The sequence below is a fragment of the Streptomyces sp. 184 genome (genome assembly GCF_045781775.1).
Classification (GTDB): domain Bacteria; phylum Actinomycetota; class Actinomycetes; order Streptomycetales; family Streptomycetaceae; genus Streptomyces.
Genome location: NZ_CP123230.1, coordinates 7,527,663 through 7,544,072 on the forward strand (window position 1 = coordinate 7,527,663; position 16,410 = coordinate 7,544,072).

Annotated in this window: 20 protein-coding genes; 13 read left to right on the forward strand and 7 right to left on the reverse strand. The window is 74.1% G+C overall.

The annotated features are described in order from the left end of the window. Positions 1-142: 142 nt before the first annotated feature. Positions 143-625 carry a CarD family transcriptional regulator gene (locus QBL21_RS32020; RefSeq protein WP_018836077.1) on the reverse strand — a complete coding sequence of 161 codons (483 nt, stop codon included), beginning with the start codon at positions 623-625 and terminating at the stop codon, positions 143-145. A 557-nt stretch (positions 626-1,182) separates the two neighbouring features. On the opposite strand from QBL21_RS32020, the gene QBL21_RS32025 reads away from it, so the two are divergent. Beyond that, complete coding sequence (locus QBL21_RS32025; RefSeq protein ID WP_407565719.1) at positions 1,183-1,911, forward strand: hypothetical protein; 729 nt, start codon at positions 1,183-1,185, stop codon at positions 1,909-1,911. Positions 1,912-2,024: 113 nt separating this feature from the next. On the opposite strand, the gene QBL21_RS32030 is transcribed toward QBL21_RS32025, so the two are convergent. Together QBL21_RS32030 and QBL21_RS32035 are read right to left on the reverse strand one after the other, a co-directional pair. Beyond that, positions 2,025-2,705, reverse strand: coding sequence for a response regulator transcription factor (locus QBL21_RS32030; RefSeq protein WP_047016404.1), 681 nt, complete (start codon positions 2,703-2,705; stop codon positions 2,025-2,027). A gap of 88 nt (positions 2,706-2,793) precedes the next feature. After that, the gene (locus QBL21_RS32035; RefSeq protein ID WP_407565720.1) at positions 2,794-4,068 is read right to left on the reverse strand and encodes a sensor histidine kinase; all 1,275 of its coding nucleotides are present in this window, start codon (positions 4,066-4,068) and stop codon (positions 2,794-2,796) included. Positions 4,069-4,238: 170 nt separating this feature from the next. Between QBL21_RS32035 and phoU the strand changes: the two genes are divergently transcribed. Continuing rightward, entirely contained in the window at positions 4,239-4,916 is a 678-nt protein-coding gene (gene phoU, locus QBL21_RS32040; protein WP_407565721.1) for a phosphate signaling complex protein PhoU, read from the forward strand. A gap of 186 nt (positions 4,917-5,102) precedes the next feature. After that, a complete protein-coding gene (locus tag QBL21_RS32045) occupies positions 5,103-5,279 on the forward strand; it encodes a hypothetical protein (protein ID WP_407565722.1) in 177 nt (58 codons plus the stop codon). A gap of 108 nt (positions 5,280-5,387) precedes the next feature. Here QBL21_RS32045 and QBL21_RS32050 read toward each other — a convergent pair whose 3' ends face one another. Further along, positions 5,388-6,146 carry a phosphoglyceromutase gene (locus QBL21_RS32050; RefSeq protein ID WP_407565723.1) on the reverse strand — a complete coding sequence of 253 codons (759 nt, stop codon included), beginning with the start codon at positions 6,144-6,146 and terminating at the stop codon, positions 5,388-5,390. Positions 6,147-6,287: 141 nt separating this feature from the next. Between QBL21_RS32050 and QBL21_RS32055 the strand changes: the two genes are divergently transcribed. The 9 genes from QBL21_RS32055 to QBL21_RS32095 all read left to right on the forward strand — a co-directional run bounded on the left by QBL21_RS32055 (position 6,288) and on the right by QBL21_RS32095 (position 13,482). Further along, positions 6,288-7,679, forward strand: a complete 1,392-nt coding sequence (locus tag QBL21_RS32055) for an MFS transporter (RefSeq protein WP_407565724.1) — start codon at positions 6,288-6,290, stop codon at positions 7,677-7,679. 70 nt (positions 7,680-7,749) lie between these two features. After that, positions 7,750-8,046: a hypothetical protein gene (locus QBL21_RS32060; protein WP_407565725.1), complete on the forward strand. Its 297-nt coding sequence runs from the start codon at positions 7,750-7,752 to the stop codon at positions 8,044-8,046. Next, entirely contained in the window at positions 8,043-9,242 is a 1,200-nt protein-coding gene (locus QBL21_RS32065; protein ID WP_407565726.1) for a putative T7SS-secreted protein, read from the forward strand. Before QBL21_RS32060 ends, QBL21_RS32065 begins: the two co-directional genes overlap by 4 nt. Beyond that, a complete protein-coding gene (locus QBL21_RS32070) occupies positions 9,230-9,892 on the forward strand; it encodes a hypothetical protein (RefSeq protein ID WP_407565727.1) in 663 nt (220 codons plus the stop codon). Before QBL21_RS32065 ends, QBL21_RS32070 begins: the two co-directional genes overlap by 13 nt. A 6-nt stretch (positions 9,893-9,898) precedes the next feature. Beyond that, a complete protein-coding gene (locus QBL21_RS32075; RefSeq protein ID WP_407565728.1) occupies positions 9,899-10,240 on the forward strand; it encodes a hypothetical protein in 342 nt (113 codons plus the stop codon). Continuing rightward, positions 10,219-10,530, forward strand: coding sequence for a hypothetical protein (locus tag QBL21_RS32080; protein ID WP_407565729.1), 312 nt, complete (start codon positions 10,219-10,221; stop codon positions 10,528-10,530). Before QBL21_RS32075 ends, QBL21_RS32080 begins: the two co-directional genes overlap by 22 nt. A gap of 86 nt (positions 10,531-10,616) precedes the next feature. Further along, the gene (locus tag QBL21_RS32085; protein WP_407565730.1) at positions 10,617-11,507 is read left to right on the forward strand and encodes a class I SAM-dependent methyltransferase; all 891 of its coding nucleotides are present in this window, start codon (positions 10,617-10,619) and stop codon (positions 11,505-11,507) included. 69 nt (positions 11,508-11,576) lie between these two features. Further along, complete coding sequence (gene mshA, locus QBL21_RS32090; protein ID WP_407565731.1) at positions 11,577-12,968, forward strand: D-inositol-3-phosphate glycosyltransferase; 1,392 nt, start codon at positions 11,577-11,579, stop codon at positions 12,966-12,968. Further along, entirely contained in the window at positions 12,961-13,482 is a 522-nt protein-coding gene (locus QBL21_RS32095; RefSeq protein ID WP_407565732.1) for a YbjN domain-containing protein, read from the forward strand. Before mshA ends, QBL21_RS32095 begins: the two co-directional genes overlap by 8 nt. Here QBL21_RS32095 and QBL21_RS32100 read toward each other — a convergent pair. Beyond that, a complete protein-coding gene (locus QBL21_RS32100) occupies positions 13,451-14,086 on the reverse strand; it encodes a TetR/AcrR family transcriptional regulator (RefSeq protein WP_407565733.1) in 636 nt (211 codons plus the stop codon). The two genes, QBL21_RS32095 and QBL21_RS32100, sit on opposite strands and share 32 nt — an antisense overlap. Before the next feature lie 82 nt (positions 14,087-14,168). Between QBL21_RS32100 and QBL21_RS32105 the strand changes: the two genes are divergently transcribed. Then, complete coding sequence (locus QBL21_RS32105; protein ID WP_407565734.1) at positions 14,169-14,585, forward strand: VOC family protein; 417 nt, start codon at positions 14,169-14,171, stop codon at positions 14,583-14,585. 46 nt (positions 14,586-14,631) lie between these two features. Here the strand turns inward: QBL21_RS32105 and QBL21_RS32110 are convergent, their stop codons facing one another. Further along, on the reverse strand, positions 14,632-15,075 hold the full coding sequence (locus QBL21_RS32110) for an NUDIX hydrolase (protein ID WP_407565735.1): 444 nt from the start codon (positions 15,073-15,075) through the stop codon (positions 14,632-14,634). After that, positions 15,072-16,193, reverse strand: a complete 1,122-nt coding sequence (locus QBL21_RS32115; protein ID WP_407566639.1) for a metal-binding protein — start codon at positions 16,191-16,193, stop codon at positions 15,072-15,074. The genes QBL21_RS32110 and QBL21_RS32115 overlap by 4 nt, the downstream gene beginning before the upstream one ends. Positions 16,194-16,410 lie beyond the last annotated feature (217 nt).

The window sequence follows — 16,410 nt, forward strand, 5'->3', positions numbered from 1 at the left end:
GAAGAAAACAAGCCGGACGAGACCTCACCGGGCAGCCGCGGCGCAGCTACGGCACCCGGCAAGCCGGGTGGTACCGCGGCCGTCATGACCCACGGCGCCCTCGGGCACCGTCGGCATGACGTGAGGCGCCGTCAGGCACCGTTCAGGACGCCAGCACCTCGTCGAGCAGCGCTTCCGCCTTGTCCTCGTTCGTGCTCTCACACAGCGCCAACTCGCTCACCAGGATCTGGCGGGCCTTGGCGAGCATCCGCTTCTCTCCGGCGGAGAGACCGCGCTCACGCTCCCGGCGCCACAGGTCCCGGACAACCTCCGCGACCTTGATCACGTCACCCGAGGCGAGCTTCTCCAGGTTTGCCTTGTACCGCCGGGACCAGTTGGTGGGCTCTTCGGCATACGGCGCACGCAGCACCTCGAAGACCCGCTCCAGCCCTTCCTGCCCAACCACATCGCGTACCCCGACGAACTCGGCATTGTCCGCCGGCACGCGCACCGTCAAGTCGCCCTGCGCGACTTTCAGCACCAAGTAGGTCTTGTCCACACCTTTGATCTGGCGAGTTTCGATGGCCTCGATCAGCGCGGCCCCGTGATGGGGATAGACCACGGTGTCGCCAACCTTGAACGTCATGTGACAGGTACCCCTTCCGTGGCTATCCAGGGTAACACGGCACAGGCCGCTTCTGAATGGCGTTTTCGCAGGTCAGGGCCCGTCTCGGGGCTTGACAATCGACCCTCGAACGTGCTTCGCGCGCCGCCGGAATCACGGTTTCCGCAGGTGGGATGCCGTCTACACGAATGCTGAAACGCGGAGGTTACCTGCCGCCGGAAGGTTCGACAGAGCGGCGTACGTCCCGATTTGTCGGACTCGGCCGGTGAAGTCGTGCTGCTCCGTTCGGCCGATCACGAACGAATCCGGCCGGATTCCCGGAATTGATCACGCGGGCTGTGATCGATATCCACGTTCTCCCTCCGCCGGTGTTCCCTTGCCAGTTCCAACACCGCTTGCCGCGCAGATATTGCCGGGCATTAGCACGGCCGTACGCGCGGCCGTGAGCGATGGCGCGCGCGGGCGCGAGAGGGCGGGTCGGGTCCGTGTGCCCAGAAGGGGGTCGGTACTGTTCCCCCAGCACCAACACCACCGCAGCCGAGCCAACCGGCCTTCACGTTCAAGGAGATGCCGCCGCCGTGAGCAGCAGCAGCATTCGACGCGGCACGCTCGCCGCGACCGCCCTCGCTCTCTCGCTCGCCGTCCTCACCGCGTGCGGGGCGGGGAACAACGCCGAGACCCTGAAGATCAACCCCGACAACGCGCGTGTCACCGCGGGCCACATCAAGATCCAGAACGCGGTGCTCATCACGCCCGGGGAGGCCGAGGGGCCGGCCGCGGTCTCCGCGCGCATCTTCAACAACGGCGACCGGGACCAGACGCTGGACCGGCTGACGCTCGCGGACGGGGGCCAGGAGCTGGAGCTGGCCGGCAGCGAGGGCCGGGGCGGCGTGGTCGTGCCGGCGGGCGGCTCGGTGATGCTGGGCGGCGAGGGCCATGCCTCCGCGGTGCTGCCCGACGGGCACGACGCCGGACACGGCGCGACGCAGAAGCTCGCCTTCGAGTTCAGCGAGGAGGGCGAGGTACGGCTCTCCGCGTTCATCGTCGCGGACGACGACGAGTACGGGGACTTCGCCGCGACCGAGTCCCCGAGCCCGCTGGAGACCGGCACGTCCTCCCCCGACGCCGAGCCGGGCGAGGACGCCGGCGCGGGCACGGACGCCGCGGAGGAGGGCACGGACGGCACCGGCGAGGCCACGGAGTCGCCGGACGCCGACGCCACGGGCGGCGCCGCCGAGGACGCCGCGGAAGGCACCCCGGGAACCGACGAGGCGTCGTCCTCGGAGAGCCCGGTCGGCGAGCAGTAGCCGCTACGCCCGGCGCCCCGGCGCGGAAGCGCGCCGGGGCCGGGTGCCCTCTCGTTCCGTACGACGGGATCCGTCCGGCGGGACACGCCCGCGCACCCGCCGCACCGGCCGGTCTACGGCTCGAACTTGTAGCCCAGGCCGCGGACCGTCACCAGGTACCGCGGCGCGCCCGGGTCCGGCTCGATCTTCGCGCGCAGCCGCTTGACGTGGACGTCGAGCGTCTTGGTGTCGCCGACGTAGTCGGCGCCCCAGACCCGGTCGATGAGCTGCATCCGCGTCAGCACCCGGCCCGCGTTGCGCAGCAGCATCTCCAGCAGGTCGAACTCCTTCAGCGGCAGGTCGACCTTGTCGCCGGCGACCGTCACCACGTGCCGGTCGACGTCCATCCGCACCGGGCCGACCTCCAGGGCCGCCGGCTCCGCCTCCTCCGGTTCGCCGCGGCGGCGCAGGACCGCGCGGATCCGGGCGACCAGCTCCCGGGAGGAGAAGGGCTTCGTCACGTAGTCGTCGGCTCCTATTTCCAGCCCGACGACCTTGTCGATCTCGCTGTCCTTGGCGGTCACCATGATGACCGGGACGTTGGACCGGCCGCGCAACTGGCGGCACACCTCCGTGCCGGGCAGCCCCGGCAGCATGAGGTCCAGCAGCACCAGGTCGGCGCCGTTGCGGTCGAAGTCGTCGAGCGCCTCGGGACCCGTGGTGGCCACGGCGACCTCGAAGCCCTCCTTGCGGAGCATGTACGACAGTGCGTCGCTGAACGATTCCTCGTCCTCGACCACGAGAACCCGGGTCACGCTCTGACCTCCGAGGTGAACGGACAGTACGGGATTGGGGGAGCCGGGCGGCGAGGGGTGGAGCCGCGCCGGGCGGTGGGCACGCGGGTCACGGAATGACCTCCGGAGCTGTGTCTGTCGCGTCGGTCCCGTCGAGCCGGAGCCGGTCCTCGCCGTCGAGGTCCTCCGGGCCGATGAGAGCTCCGCTGCGGCCGGTGTCGGGCCGGCCGCTCTTCGGACGTGCGGCCTCGGGCAGCCGCAGGGTGAAGGTGGAGCCCTGGCCCTCAGCGCTCCACACCGTGACCTCCCCGCCGTGCGAGGCGGCCACGTGCTTGACGATCGCGAGACCGAGTCCGGTCCCGCCGGTGGCCCGCGAGCGCGCCGGGTCGACCCGGTAGAAGCGCTCGAAGACCCGCTCGCGGTCTTTCTCGGAGATGCCTATGCCCTGGTCGGTGACCGCGATCTCGATCAGGTCGCCGCCGCCGGCGGGCAGCCGGCGGGCCGCGATGCCGACCCGGGTACGGGCCGGGCTGTAGTTCACGGCGTTCTCCACCAGGTTGCCCAGCGCCGCCGCGAGCTGGCCGCGGTGGCCCCAGACGCGGAGTGCGGCCTGGCCGCCGGTGGCGATGGTTATCTGCTTGGCGCCGGCCTGCTGCCGGCACCGCTCCGTGGCCTCGGCGACCAGTTCGTCGACCCGTACCGGCTCGGCGTCCTCCAGCGGGTCGTCGTTCTGCACCCGGGAGAGGTCGATCAGCTCCTGTACGAGGCTGGTCAGCCGCGTCGCCTCGCCCTGCATCCGGCCGGCGAACCGCTCCACCGCCTCGGGGTCCTCGGCGGCGTCCATGACCGCCTCGGAGAGCAGGGACAGGGCGCCGACCGGGGTCTTCAGCTCGTGGCTGACGTTCGCGACGAAGTCGCGGCGGACGGCCTCGATGCGGCGGGCCTCGGTCATGTCCTCGACGAGCAGCAGGACGAGCCGGGAGCCGAGCGGCGCAACGCGGGCGGAGACCGCCAGCGCCTCGCCGCGTCCGCTGCGCCGGGGCAGGTCCAGCTCGACCTGCCGTATTTCGCCGTCGCGCCGGGTGTCGCGGGCCATGGCCAGCATCGGCTCGACGGCCAGCCGGCCGCCGCGCACCAGCCCCAGGGCGTACGCCGCGGAGCTGGCCTTGACGACCGCGTCGTCCTCGTCGAGCACGACGGCGGAGGAGCGCAGGACCGAGAGCACGGTGTCCACGCCGGGCGGCAGTACCGCGTCCGTGTGCAGCGAGGTGCGCGTGGGTCTGGCCTGCTCACGCTCGCTCCACCGAAACGCGAGCACGGCGATCACGCCGGTGCACAGACCGGCGAGCGCTGCCGCCGCGGCGACCGCCGCGTTCACGTCCATGACTCCAGGTTAGGCACCATGCCGACCCCTTCCACAGCCATCCGGGTGCCGTCTCGAACACTGGTCGCCAAGAGTTCACCCTCAGGTCGGTCTCGATTCACTAAGTGGCGCGCCGTCCCCTGCATGGTGGATGCTGCATAAATCGGCAAAGAGGACGGACGGACACTGGGATGCGGGACTCTTACCACGAGGAGCTGGACTCGATCGGCGAGGGCCTGGTCGACATGGCCCGGCTGGTCGGCTCCGCGATGGGGCGTGCCACGGCAGCGCTGCTCGACGCCGACCTACAGCTCGCCGAAAGCGTGATCGCGGGCGACGAGAAGGTGGACGACCTCCAGCGCGAGCTGGAGACGCGGGCCATCCAGTTGCTCGCCCGGCAGCAGCCCGTGGCCACGGACCTGCGCATCGTGGTGACGTCGCTGCGGATGAGCGCCGACCTGGAGCGCGCCGGCGACCTGGCCAAGCACGTCGCCAAGCTCGCCCGGCTGCGCTACCCCGGCCGCTGCATCCCGGACGACCTGCACGCCACCGTGCTGGAGATGGGGCAGCTCGCGCAGCGGCTGATGGCCAAGACCGCGGAGGTCGTCACCACCAAGAACGTCGACCTGGCACTGGAGCTGGAGCAGGACGACGACAGGATGGACTACCTGCACCGCAAGATCTTCCAGCACCTGATGGACGACCGCTGGAAGCACGGCATCGAGACCGCCGTGGACGTGACGCTGATCGGCCGCTACTACGAGCGCTTCGCCGACCACGCCGTGTCCTGCGCGGGCCGGGTGGTGTATCTGGTGACCGGTGAGCACGCCGACGAGCTGAGCGCGGCGGGGCCGGTCGACGGGGCGTAGCGGAGGGAGCGCGGGGGCACGGAACCCGCGCGCGCCGGGCGCGCCCGGAGGCGGCTCACGCGCCGGGCGCGGCCCCGGGGGCGTACGGCCGTACGACGGCCGGAGATGCATCCGCGCGCCCGCATGTGCGCCCCGGGGGCCGGGGCAGCCTTCCGTCGAAGGGAACACCCCTGCTAGGAGGACCCGATGCCGGAAGAGTTCACCTCCCGCACCCGTGCCGACCCGCGCGTCACGGCACGGCCGCCGCGGATGCGCCCGAAGATGACCCCGCTGCCGAAGCTGAGCGCCTGCTCCTGCGGCCCCGGCTGCTCCTGCGGGTGCCAGTCGGGCGGGTCGTGCAACTGCGGCGGGAGCTGCGGCTGAGCCGCGAGACGACGCCTGCGACGAGACGCCCGCAGCCCCTGCCCTGACGACGACGGGTAGGGGCTGCGGTGTACGTACGAAAGGCGCCGGCGGAGGGGGGCCGCCCGGCTACTTCTTGCCCTGGTTGGCCACGGCCTTGATCGCCGAGGCGGCGGCGTCCGGGTCGAGGTACGTGCCGCCCTTGGTGACGGGGCGGAGGTCGCCGTCCAGCTCGTACGCGAGCGGGATGCCGGTGGGGATGTTCAGGCCCGGGATCTCCTCGTCGGAGATGCCGTCGAGGTGCTTGACCAGCGCCCGCAGGCTGTTGCCGTGCGCGCCGACCAGCACGGTCTTCCCGGCCTGGAGGTCCGGCACGATGCCGTCGTACCAGTACGGCAGCGACCGCTCCAGCACGTCCTTGAGGCACTCGGTGCGCGGCCGCAGCTCGCTGGGGATGTGCGCGTAGCGCGCGTCGTGCGCCTGGGAGAACTCGCTGTCGTCGGCGATCGGCGGCGGGGGCGTGTCGTACGAGCGGCGCCAGGTCATGAACTGCTCCTCGCCGAACTCGGCGAGCGTCTGCGCCTTGTCCTTGCCCTGGAGCGCGCCGTAGTGCCGCTCGTTGAGCCGCCAGGAGCGGGCGACCGGGATCCAGTGCCGGTCGCAGGCGGCCAGCGACAGGTTCGCGGTCCGGATGGCGCGCTTGAGCAGCGAGGTGTGGACGACGTCCGGCAGCCAGCCGGCCTCGCGCAGCAACTCACCGCCGCGCACCGCCTCCTTCTCGCCCTTGTCGGTGAGGTTCACGTCCACCCAGCCCGTGAACAGGTTCTTGGCGTTCCAGTCGCTCTCTCCGTGGCGGAGGAGGATCAGCTTGTACGGTGCGTCGGCCATGGCTCCGAGCCTAATAGAGCGGGCATCTCCCCACGCTCGGGGCCCGGATTGACGGCAGCCGTCAATTCGGTGGCGTGAGGGCAGCGTCGCTTCGTAATATCCCCTCATCTTTCGCGCCACTTACATCCGGGGGTTCTTGCCGTGCCCGTCTCCCGCATCGGACGCGCCACCCGCGAGACCGTCTCCGGTCTGCCCCGCGAGTTCTGGTGGCTGTGGACGTCCACGCTCGTCAACCGGCTCGGCGGCTTCGTCGCCACCTTCATGGCCCTGTACCTCACGCAGGAGCGCGGCCACTCCGCCTCGTACGCCGGGCTGGTCGCCGCGGTGTACGGGCTCGGCGGCGTGATCTCCTCGCTCGGCGGCGGCGTGCTCGCCGACCGCCTCGGGCGCCGCCCGACGCTGATGCTCGCGCAGTCCTCGACGGCCGTGACCGTCGCCGTGCTCGGCTTCACCACCCACCCCGTCGCCGTCCCCGCCGTCGCCTTCGCCGTCGGCATGGCGTCCAACGCCTCCCGGCCCGCGGTGCAGGCGATGATGGCGGACATCGTCCCGCCCAAGGACCGCGTCAGGGCCTTCTCTCTCAACTACTGGGCGATCAACCTGGGTTTCGCCGTCTCCTCCACCGGCGCCGGCTTCATCGCCGAGTACAGCTACCGGGCCGGCTTCCTCATCGAGGGCGCCCTGACCCTCGTCTGCGCGATCCTCGTCTTCGTCAAGCTCCCGGAGTCCCGGCCCGAACGCCCGGCGGGCGCCGCGGGGGAGGCGGCGGACTCCGTGAGCCTGGGCACGGTGGTGCGCGACGGGCGGTTCATGGGGGTCGTCGGGCTGTCGTTCCTGATCGCGCTCATCTTCATGCAGGCGTACGTGTCCCTGCCGGTGGCGATGGGCGACCAGGGCTTCTCCAGCTCGGACTTCGGGCTCGCCATCGCCGTGAACGGCGTGCTGATCGTCGTCGTGCAGATACCCGTGACCCGGTTCATCGAGCACCGCGACCCGCGCACGCTGCTCATCCTCTCCTCGCTGCTGGCCGGCTACGGGTTCGGGCTCAACGTCTTCGCCGAGTCGGTCGCGGCGTACGCGCTCGTCGTCTGCGTCTGGACCCTGGGCGAGATCATCAACGCCCCGACGCAGACCAGCATCGTCGTCCGCCTCTCCCCCGTGCACGGCCGCGGGCGGTACCAGGGCATGTACACGACGTCCTGGGCGGTCGCCTCGCTCGCCGCCCCGCTGCTGGGCGGGTGGGTCATCGACGCGGTCGGGGCGGGGTGGCTGTGGGCCGGGTGCGCGGCGGTGGGCACGGTGGCGGCGGCGGGGTACCTGCTGCTGATGCGCGGGCTGCCGACGGAGGACCCGGTTCCGGCGGTGGAGTCGGGCCCGGCGCCGGTCACGGAGTCGGCCGGGGAGTCGACCGCGGCGCCGTTCGCGGAGCCGCTCCCGGCGCCGGTCGGTGAGTCGGTGTCGGCGCCGGTCCGGAAGCCGGCCGCGGAGTCGGCCGAAAAGGCTGTCGAAGAATCGTCGGGGAGACCCGCCTAGGAACCTCACACGTCACACAGGTAGCGTCTGCCCCTCGGAGAGCCCGCCGTTCCGGTCCGAGGGGGACCCCGTGTCCGACCTGTACATCGACAACGCCATGCTCAAGCGCGTCCGCCACAACCTTGCACATATCGGTGAAGTCCTGGACAAGCCCGCCCGCGCCATGGCGGATGTGGACGCCAAGGCCATGGGTGCGAGCGCGCTGGAGCGGCGCATGGACGAGTTCGGCGACGAGTGGTCATACGGGTTCGGGCAGTTGCGTAAATTCGCCAAGGGCGCGGCGGAGGCGCTCGACCAGATCGAGAAGGGCTTCGCCGACCTCGACAAGGACCTGGCCGCCGCGCTGTCCGAGGCGGCGAAGAAGTGAGCGCACCCACCACCGCGGACTTCCCCACGCTGGGCTTCGTGCCCTGCCCCGGCGACTACGAGACAGCCAAGGACACCGCCGCCACCGTCCGCCGTACCTCCGACGCGCTGGGCGAGATATGCCGGGTCCTGGAAGGCGCCGACGAGGGCGACTGGCGCGGCAAGGCCGCCGACGCCTTCCGGGCGCTGCTCGCCGACGACTTCCGCCCCAAGGTCAAGGACGCGTACAGCGCCTTCTCCACGGCCCGTACGGTCCTCACCGACTGGGCCGAGAACATCGACCGCCGGCAGCGGGCGGCGCTGCGGCTGGAGGACGAGGCCGCCGAGCTGAAGCGGACGGCGGACGCGGAGGCGAAGAAGGAAGAAGAGAAGAGAGACGAGGACGGCGGAGACGGCAAGGACGGGAAGAAGGGCGCGGATGCCGGGTCCGGGTCCGAAGAGGACCCGCTCGCCGACGTACGCCGCCGGGCGCACGGCCTCCAGGACGACTACGAGCAGGAGGGCCGCGACGCCGCCACCCGGCTGAAGAAGGCCCTCGACATCGCCCCCAACGAGCCCGGCTTCTGGGACAAGCTCGGCGACGCGGTCGGCGGGGCGCTGGAGGCCATCGGCCAGGCCGTGATGGACCCGATGGGCACGCTCAAGGAGCTGGCCCCGCTCTTCAAGACGCTCGGCGACATCGCCGGCCTGCTCAGCACCGTCACCGGCCTGCTCGCACTCGTCCCCGGGCTCCAGTTCCTCGGCGCCGCCTCGCTCGCCCTCGCGGGCGTCGCGCTCGTCGCGCACTACCTCTCCGCGGTCGGCACCACCGGGAGCTTCCTCAAGGCCCTCACCACCAAGGACGTCATCCTCGACGCCGTCGGCTTCGGCCTCGGCAAGCTCGGCGCCCGCTTCGGCGACGAGATCCTCGCCGCCGCGAAGGCGAGCAACCAGCCGACGCGGATGGTCGCCCAACTCGGCGGCCGGCTGCCCGCGATGGAGCTGCCGCAGGGCTACTTCCAGCTCGCGCGCGGCGCCTCGTACAGCATGAGCGTGCGCGAGTTCGGCATGCGCACCGGCCAGTACTTCACCACCTGGACCGGCAACGCCTTCACCGCCGAGGGTTCGCACGACACCATCGAGACCGCCGGGAAGCTCCTCACCTGGGACTTCGGCCCGCTGACGAACAAGGACACGGTGGCCCCATGGGCACGCTGACGCCCGGCCGGATCCAGTTGTACGCGCCCACCGACTGGTTCGACCTGATGGCCGACGGCGCCGACCGCGAGGCCACCCGCGCCCGCTGCGCGGAGCTGGTGCGGCTGACGTACCCGCGGACGGCGGCGGAGCGGCGGGAGCAGTTCACCGACGCGCTGGTGGCGTGGCACGACGTGCTGTACGCGGACGGGGTGCTGATGAACGGCATCGTCACGGCGCCGCTGCCGAGCAGCGGGGAGCAGGCGGCGTGGCTGGTGTTCGCGGGCGTGGTCGAGGTGCCGGAGAGCCCGTCTGACCTGGACCTGGGCGAGCTGATGACGGCGGTGTTCGCGGAGCACTACAGCGCGGCGCCGGCGTACACGGAGGCGTACGCGACGGACATGGGGATGGGCTTCGGCTTCGTCGCGCGGCCGGCGCTGCCGGTGGCGGCGGTGGCGGGGGCCGAGGGCGTCGGCGAGGAGCCGGTGCAGGTGGGTCTCGCGGGCGCGCTGGCCACGCCGGTGGGCGGCGGCCGGGGGCTGCTGGTCGTCGGTACGAGCCTGAACCCGCTCCAGGCGGGGGAGCTGGCGGGTCTGGTGGCGGTGATCGCGGGCCGGTCGGTGTTCGTGGACGAGGCGGAGGGCGAGGGTGCGTCCGGGGCGACGGGGTAGCGCCCGGTGACGCCCGCGGAGATCCTGGCGCGCAACCGGCGGCTGATGCGGGAGTTGCTGGCGCGACCCGAGTCGGCGGCGCCGCAGCGGCGCAGGGTGCTGCTGCTCGCCGCGATGGCCGCGCCGGTGCTGGTGGCGTTCGCGGTCGCGGTGGCCGTGAGCCCGCGGACCGTCGCCAACGTCGCGGTCGCGGCGGGGATCGGGGCGGGGGTGCCGGCGCTGCTGCTGCCGTGCGCGCTCGTCGTACGCCGCCGGGCGGACCGCGCGCTCGCCGCCGCCGCGGCCCCCGCGTGTGCGGCGCTGGGCGGCGCGGCGCGGCGCGGGCCGTGCCCGTGCGCTACGGGCTGAACGCCGCCGGCCGGGACGCCACCGGGCCCGCGGCGTGGGACCGCGGCCCGCAGCGCCCGGGGGCGGTCGCCGTGACGGCGGACGCGCGGCTGCTGCGCGGCGCGGACGGCGCGGCGCTGGACGTCCCGCTCACGGCGCTGCTGGGCGCCGTCGACCAGCCGGGGACCTGGCCGGTCCAGGGCTGCGTGGACCTCCACCTGCACGCGGGCGAGGCGATCCAGCTCCGCACACCGCACCGCAGGCGGCTCGTCGCCGCCCTGCGCGCCGCCGGGGTACGGGTCCCGCGCTGACCCGGCCCCGCCGCCGGGGCGGGCCACCGCGCGGAGCGCGGTCCGGGGGCGCGGGGGGATTTGGCGCGGCTCGTACGCTGGAACCCATGGCGTCCCATCGGCGGCCCTCAGGTCCCGCGTCCGGCGCGTCCGGCGCGCGACCCGCCCGGCCGGTCGGATCGGCGACCCGCGGGACGACCAACCCCAACCGGCTGCGCCGGATGGACCGCTGGATCGCCGCCGCCCACGGCAGCGCCCTGCGCCGCACCGCGCGCGCCGAGGGCCGGGCCGTCGCCGTCGACCTCGGCTACGGCGCCGCCCCCTGGACCCCCGTCGAGCTGCTGGAACGTCTCCGTACCGCGTGCCCCACGGCCGAGGTCGCGGGCGTGGAGATCGACGCGGAGCGGGTCGCGGCGGCGCGCCCGTACGCGCGCGCGGGCCTGACGTTCGTGCGCGGCGGCTTCGAGGTGCCGCTGCCCGGCGGGGTGCGCCCGGCGCTGATCCGGGCGGCCAACGTGCTGCGGCAGTACGGCGAGGACGAGGTCCCCGCGGCGTGGGCCCTGCTCACCGAACGGCTCGGCCCGGACGGGCTGCTGGTGGAGGGCACGTGCGACGAGGCGGGCCGGCGGCACGTGTGGGTGGCGCTGGGCCCGGAGGGCCCCCGCACCGTCACCTTCGCCGCCCACCTCGCGACCCTCGACGCACCCTCGGACCTGGCGGAGCGGCTGCCGAAGGCGCTGATCCACCGCAACGTCGCCGGGGAGGCGGTGCACACGTTCCTCCGCGACTTCGACCGCGCCTGGGCGGCGGCGGCACCGTACGCGCCGCTGGGCGCACGGCAGCGCTGGATCCGTACGGCGAGCGCGCTGTCGGCTGACTGGCCGCTGACGGACGGGCCCGGCCGCTGGCGCCAGGGCGAGCTGACGGTGGCGTGGGCGGCGGTCGCGCCGCGGGGGATGGGGCACGTGACCCGCCTGCCGCGCGCCCCCCGGGAATGAAGCCGCCACCCGCGGTGTTCGCACCCTCACGGCGGGGATGACGGCGATTCCGAGGAGGAACCAGCAGCCGTGAGCCACCATCTGTCCCGGCTCCGCGCCCTGGCGCGACACCGCCGGCCGCGTCGCGTCGCGATGCTCTCCGTGCACACCTCGCCCCTCCACCAGCCGGGCACCGGCGACGCCGGCGGCATGAACGTGTACATCGTGGAGCTGGCCCGCCGGCTCGCCGAGATCGGCGTCGAGGTCGAGGTCTTCACCCGCGCCACCACCGCCGCCCTCCCGCCGGTCGTCGAGCTGGCGCCCGGTGTGCTCGTCCGGCACGTGGACGCCGGGCCGTACGAGGGGCTGGCCAAGGAGGAGCTGCCCGCGCAGCTCTGCGCGTTCACGCACGGCGTGATGCAGGCCGAGGCCGGGCACCGCCCCGGCTACTACGACCTCGTGCACTCCCACTACTGGCTCTCCGGCCACGTCGGCTGGCTCGCCGCCGAGCGCTGGGGCGTGCCGCTGGTGCACGCGATGCACACCATGGCCAAGGTCAAGAACGCCGCCCTCGCCACCGGCGACACCGCCGAGCCGCCCGCCCGCGTCATCGGCGAGAGCCAGATCGTGCGGGCCGCGGACCGGCTCGTCGCCAACACCGACGACGAGGCGCACGACCTGATCCACCACTACGACGCCGACCCCGCCCGGGTCGACATCGTGCGCCCCGGCGTGAACCTCGACGTCTTTTGCCCCGGCGGACCGGCCGGGTCACCGCCCACCGCCCGCGCCGACGCCCGTGCCGCCGCCCGTGCGGACGCGCGCGCCGCGCTGGGGCTGCCGCCGGACGCCTTCGTGCCGTTGTTCGCCGGCCGCATCCAGCCGCTCAAGGCCCCGGACGTGCTGCTGCGCGCCGTGGCGCTGCTCCTGGAGCGGACGCCGGCGCTGCGCGAGCGGCTGGTGGTGCCGGTGGTGGGCGGGCCGAGCGGCAGCGGGCTGGCCAAGCCGGAGGCGCTCCAGAAGCTGGCGGCGCGGCTGGGAATCTGTGACGTCGTACGGTTTACGCCGCCGGTGGCGCAGGAGGCGCTGGCGCGCTGGTTCCGGGCGGCGTCGGTGCTGGTGATGCCGTCGTACAGCGAGTCGTTCGGGCTGGTCGCGCTGGAGGCGCAGGCGTGCGGGACGCCGGTGGTCGCGGCGGCGGTCGGCGGGCTGCCGGTCGCGGTGCGCGACGGTGTCACGGGGCTGCTGGTCGACGGCCACGACCCGGCGGACTTCGCCGACGCGCTGGGGCGGCTGGCCGCCGACCCGGCGCTGGCCGACCGGATGGGCGCGGCGGCGGCGGGGCACGCGGCGGGCTTCGGCTGGGACGCCGCCGCCCGCGCGACGGCCGACGTGTACGCCGCGGCGGTCGCCGGGCACCCCCGCGGCGTACGACCGCGCGTGGGCGGCGGGCCCGGTCGCCTACGATCGCCGCATGGCTGAGGCAGCGAGCACGGACACGACCGCGGGTGCGGCGGGCAAGGTCATCGAGGACACCCTCCGGGAAGCGGGCATCGACTACGAGTCGCCCGCGGAGGGCACGTACGTCGTCTCCCTGCCCGGCACGCGGAAGCTGTCGACCACCTGCCAGCTCATCGTCGGCAGGCACTCCCTGTCGGTGAACGCCTTCGTGATCCGCCACCCCGACGAGAACGAGGCAGGCGTCCACCGCTGGCTGCTGGAGCGCAACACCCGGCTGTACGGGGTGTCCTTCGCCGTCGACCGGCTCGGCGACATCTACCTCGCCGGGCGGCTGCCGCTGGCCGCGGTGACGCCGGACGAGCTGGACCGGGTGCTGGGCACGGTGCTGGAGACCGCGGACGGCAGCTTCAACACGCTGCTGGAGCTGGGGTTCGCGACGGCGATCCGCAAGGAGTACGCGTGGCGTACGGCGCGCGGGGAGTCGACGCGCAACCTGGCGGCGTTCACGCACCTGACGGGCGAGCGCGCCGAGTAGGGGCCGTACGGAGCGAGTCCAGCATCCGCTCCAACGCCGCCCAGGTGTCGGCCAGATCGCCGGACCCCGGGTCGTGCCCGGGGTCGGCGAGCCAGAGCGCCGCCTCGTTCATCGCGCCGGACAGCAGGTGCGCCAGCGGCGCCACCGGCTGCGGTGCCACGACCCCCGCCGCGACGAGCCCGGTCAGCGCCTCCGTCAGATGCCGCGCGGACGCCGCCTCGTCCATCGTCCGCCACTCGCTCCACCCCAGCACCGCCGGCCCGTCGACCAGCATGATCCGCTGTATCTCGGGGTCGGTGCTCGCGGTGAGGAACTCGCGGCAGCCGGCGGTCAGTTGCCGCCACGGGTCGGCGTGCCGGCCGGCGGCCTCCGCGACCCGCCGGCCGACCTCCTGCTGCACCTCCTCCAGCACGGCGCGGAAGAGGTCCGCCTTGCCGTCGAAGTGGTGGTAGAGCGCGCCCTTCGTCACCCCGGACGCGCGCACGATCTCGGCCAGCCCCACGGCCCCGTAGCCGCGGCCGGCGAAGAGCCGCCGGCTCTCGCGCAGCAGCGCCCGCCTGGTCTGCGCCCGCTGTTCCGCCCTGACTCCGCCGCGCGCGGCCATGCCCACCCCGATCCCATTTGACGTACCGATGGTACGCGAACTACGGTCTTGACATACCGATGGTACGTGAAAGGAGTCGGCCATGGAGCTGACCAGTTTCTATCCCGTGCTCGGCACGAGCCGGCTGACCGAGTCCCGCGACTTCTACGTCCGGCTGATGGGCTTCGAGGTGACCTTCGAGGCCGACTGGTACGTGAGCCTGCGCCGGCCGGGCGACCCGCCGTACGAGCTGGCCCTGCTCGACCCCGCGCACCCCACGGTCCCCGAGGGCTACCGCGCGCCCGCCCGGGGGATGCTGCTCAACTTCGAGGTCACGGACGTCGACGCGGAGTGGGAGCGGCTCGTCGTACGCGAAGGGCTGAAGCCCGAGCTGGGGCTGCGCAGCGAGGAGTTCGGGCAGCGGCACTTCATCGTCGCGGACCCGAACGGGATTCTCATCGACGTGATCACCCCGATCGCGCCGACCGGGGAGTTCGCCGAGCAGTACGCGGCGTCCTGACCGGCGGCCCGACCTGCGGCCTGCCCGGCGGTCTGACCGGGAGGGCTCAGGCCGCCTCGGAGGGCAGCGCCGCCAGCAGCGCGTCGACGAGGGCGCGGTCGTGGACGTGGCTCAGCCTGCGGCGGGCCGCGGCCGGCGGCAGCCAGTCGACGCGGTCCACCTCGTCGTTGGCGACGAACGCGCCGGCGCCCGCCCGCGCGGCCCAGTAGCGGACCTCCTTGGGCCGGCCGTCGGCCACCCGGTAGCGGGTCGTGGGCAGCGGGGCGCCCGGCTCGCAGGCCATGCCGGTCTCCTCCGCCACCTCGCGGAGCGCGGCGGCCAGCGGCTCCTCACCGGACTTGAGCTTGCCCTTGGGGTGGGACCAGTCGTCGTATCTGGGGCGGTGGACGAGGGCGATCTCCAGCCCGCCGGCGGCGGCCGGTGCGGACCGCCACAGCACGCAGCCCGCGGCGCGGATCGGGTCGGCCGGGTGTTTCTGGTGCTCGTTCACTCCTGCTCCCCTCTCGTCAGCCAGAGCCTGCCGAAGGTGAAGCGCGCGGCTTCCACCTCGTGGCGCTGGTCGGCGTGCAGCACGCCGAGTGCGTAGGCGGTGGCGGGGGCGATCCGCGGGGTGGCGGCGGCGGAGGCGGCAGCGGCGGCGGCCTCCACGGCCTCGCGGTCGCGGTCGAGCGCGGCGCCCGCGGCGGGCAGCGGCGGCCCCGGCGGGCGTACGGGGACGGTGCCGGGCGGGCACGCCGCCAGGATCTCCGCGGCGTGCCGGGCGCGGCGGACGAGGGCGTGCACGTGCCGCCAGGGCGCGTCGTCGCGGTCGTCGGCGGCGGTGGCGCCGGCGGCGGCCTGGCGGGGGGCGGCGAGCCCGCGGGCGAGGGCGGCGGCGTTGTACGGGCGGCCGGCGCGGGCCAGCGGCAGCGCGGCGACGGCGGCGGTCAGCAGGCGGCGCAGCTCGTCGTGGTGCCGGGGCAGCGCGGCGGCGGGCCGCAGGGCGGCGCCGGTCAGCGGCGCATCGGAGACGAGCAGGGCGACGGCGTCGGCGAGCGCGTGGTACCGCGCGGACGTCAGCGCGCCCAGCGCCTCGGAGTGCGCCCGGCTCCGCGCCAGCCCCAACCGCCGCTCCAGCAGCGCGGCGGCCCGCGCCGCCCCGGGCGCGGAGGTGGAGGCCACGCCGGTACGCCGCGTACCGGAGGCGGACACCCGCCCGGACCCGGCCCCGGCAGCAGCGCCGCCGGGCGCGGGCGCGGCGGTGGCGAAGGCGCCGGAGCGCGGGCCGGAGGATCCGGAGGCACACAATCCGCCCCCGGCGGACGCGGCAACGTCGGACGCGGCCCCGGCGGAGGCGGACGCGGAACCGGCCGCGGAGGTACCGAAAGCGTGTCCAGGGGCCCCGTCCCGGGGCCGGCCCTCGCGGGTCGCGCCCGCCGACGTACGCGAACCGCCGCCCGGCCGCTGCTCCGCGGCGTCGGCGGTGGCGGTGGCGGTGGCGGCTGCCGGCCCGGCACCACGGGTGCCACCCGTCGGCGCGGGCGCGGCTTCGCCGCCGCCCCCGGGCCGTGCGCCCGGCACCGCGCCGCCCCCGGCCGTGGCGCCGACGGCCGCGTCCCCGGCCTCCACCCCGCCGACCGCCGGGTGCCGGCTCCCGTCCGTACCGGCAGCACCCGCGCCGCCGACCGCGAGGTCCCCCGGCTCCTCCTCGCCCGACAGCCTGCGCAGTGCCCCCACCAGCCGGTCCCGCCGGGCCGCGTACACGTGTTCGCGGAGCACCGTGGTGCCCAGCCAGTACAGCTCCCCCTCCAGCCGCTCCGCCCACTCCGCGTCCAGTAAAGGACCG

Bases quoted from the DNA above. Each gene is read 5' to 3' on its own strand.
- QBL21_RS32020 (WP_018836077.1), bottom strand. From the start codon at position 625: ATGACGTTCAAGGTTGGCGACACCGTGGTCTATCCCCATCACGGGGCC.
- QBL21_RS32035 (WP_407565720.1), bottom strand. From the start codon at position 4,068: ATGGACGTGAACGCGGCGGTCGCCGCGGCGGCAGCGCTCGCCGGTCTG.
- phoU (WP_407565721.1), top strand. From the start codon at position 4,239: ATGCGGGACTCTTACCACGAGGAGCTGGACTCGATCGGCGAGGGCCTG.
- QBL21_RS32045 (WP_407565722.1), top strand. From the start codon at position 5,103: ATGCCGGAAGAGTTCACCTCCCGCACCCGTGCCGACCCGCGCGTCACG.
- QBL21_RS32050 (WP_407565723.1), bottom strand. From the start codon at position 6,146: ATGGCCGACGCACCGTACAAGCTGATCCTCCTCCGCCACGGAGAGAGC.
- QBL21_RS32070 (WP_407565727.1), top strand. From the start codon at position 9,230: ATGGGCACGCTGACGCCCGGCCGGATCCAGTTGTACGCGCCCACCGAC.
- QBL21_RS32085 (WP_407565730.1), top strand. From the start codon at position 10,617: ATGGCGTCCCATCGGCGGCCCTCAGGTCCCGCGTCCGGCGCGTCCGGC.
- QBL21_RS32095 (WP_407565732.1), top strand. From the start codon at position 12,961: ATGGCTGAGGCAGCGAGCACGGACACGACCGCGGGTGCGGCGGGCAAG.
- QBL21_RS32100 (WP_407565733.1), bottom strand. From the start codon at position 14,086: ATGGCCGCGCGCGGCGGAGTCAGGGCGGAACAGCGGGCGCAGACCAGG.
- QBL21_RS32105 (WP_407565734.1), top strand. From the start codon at position 14,169: ATGGAGCTGACCAGTTTCTATCCCGTGCTCGGCACGAGCCGGCTGACC.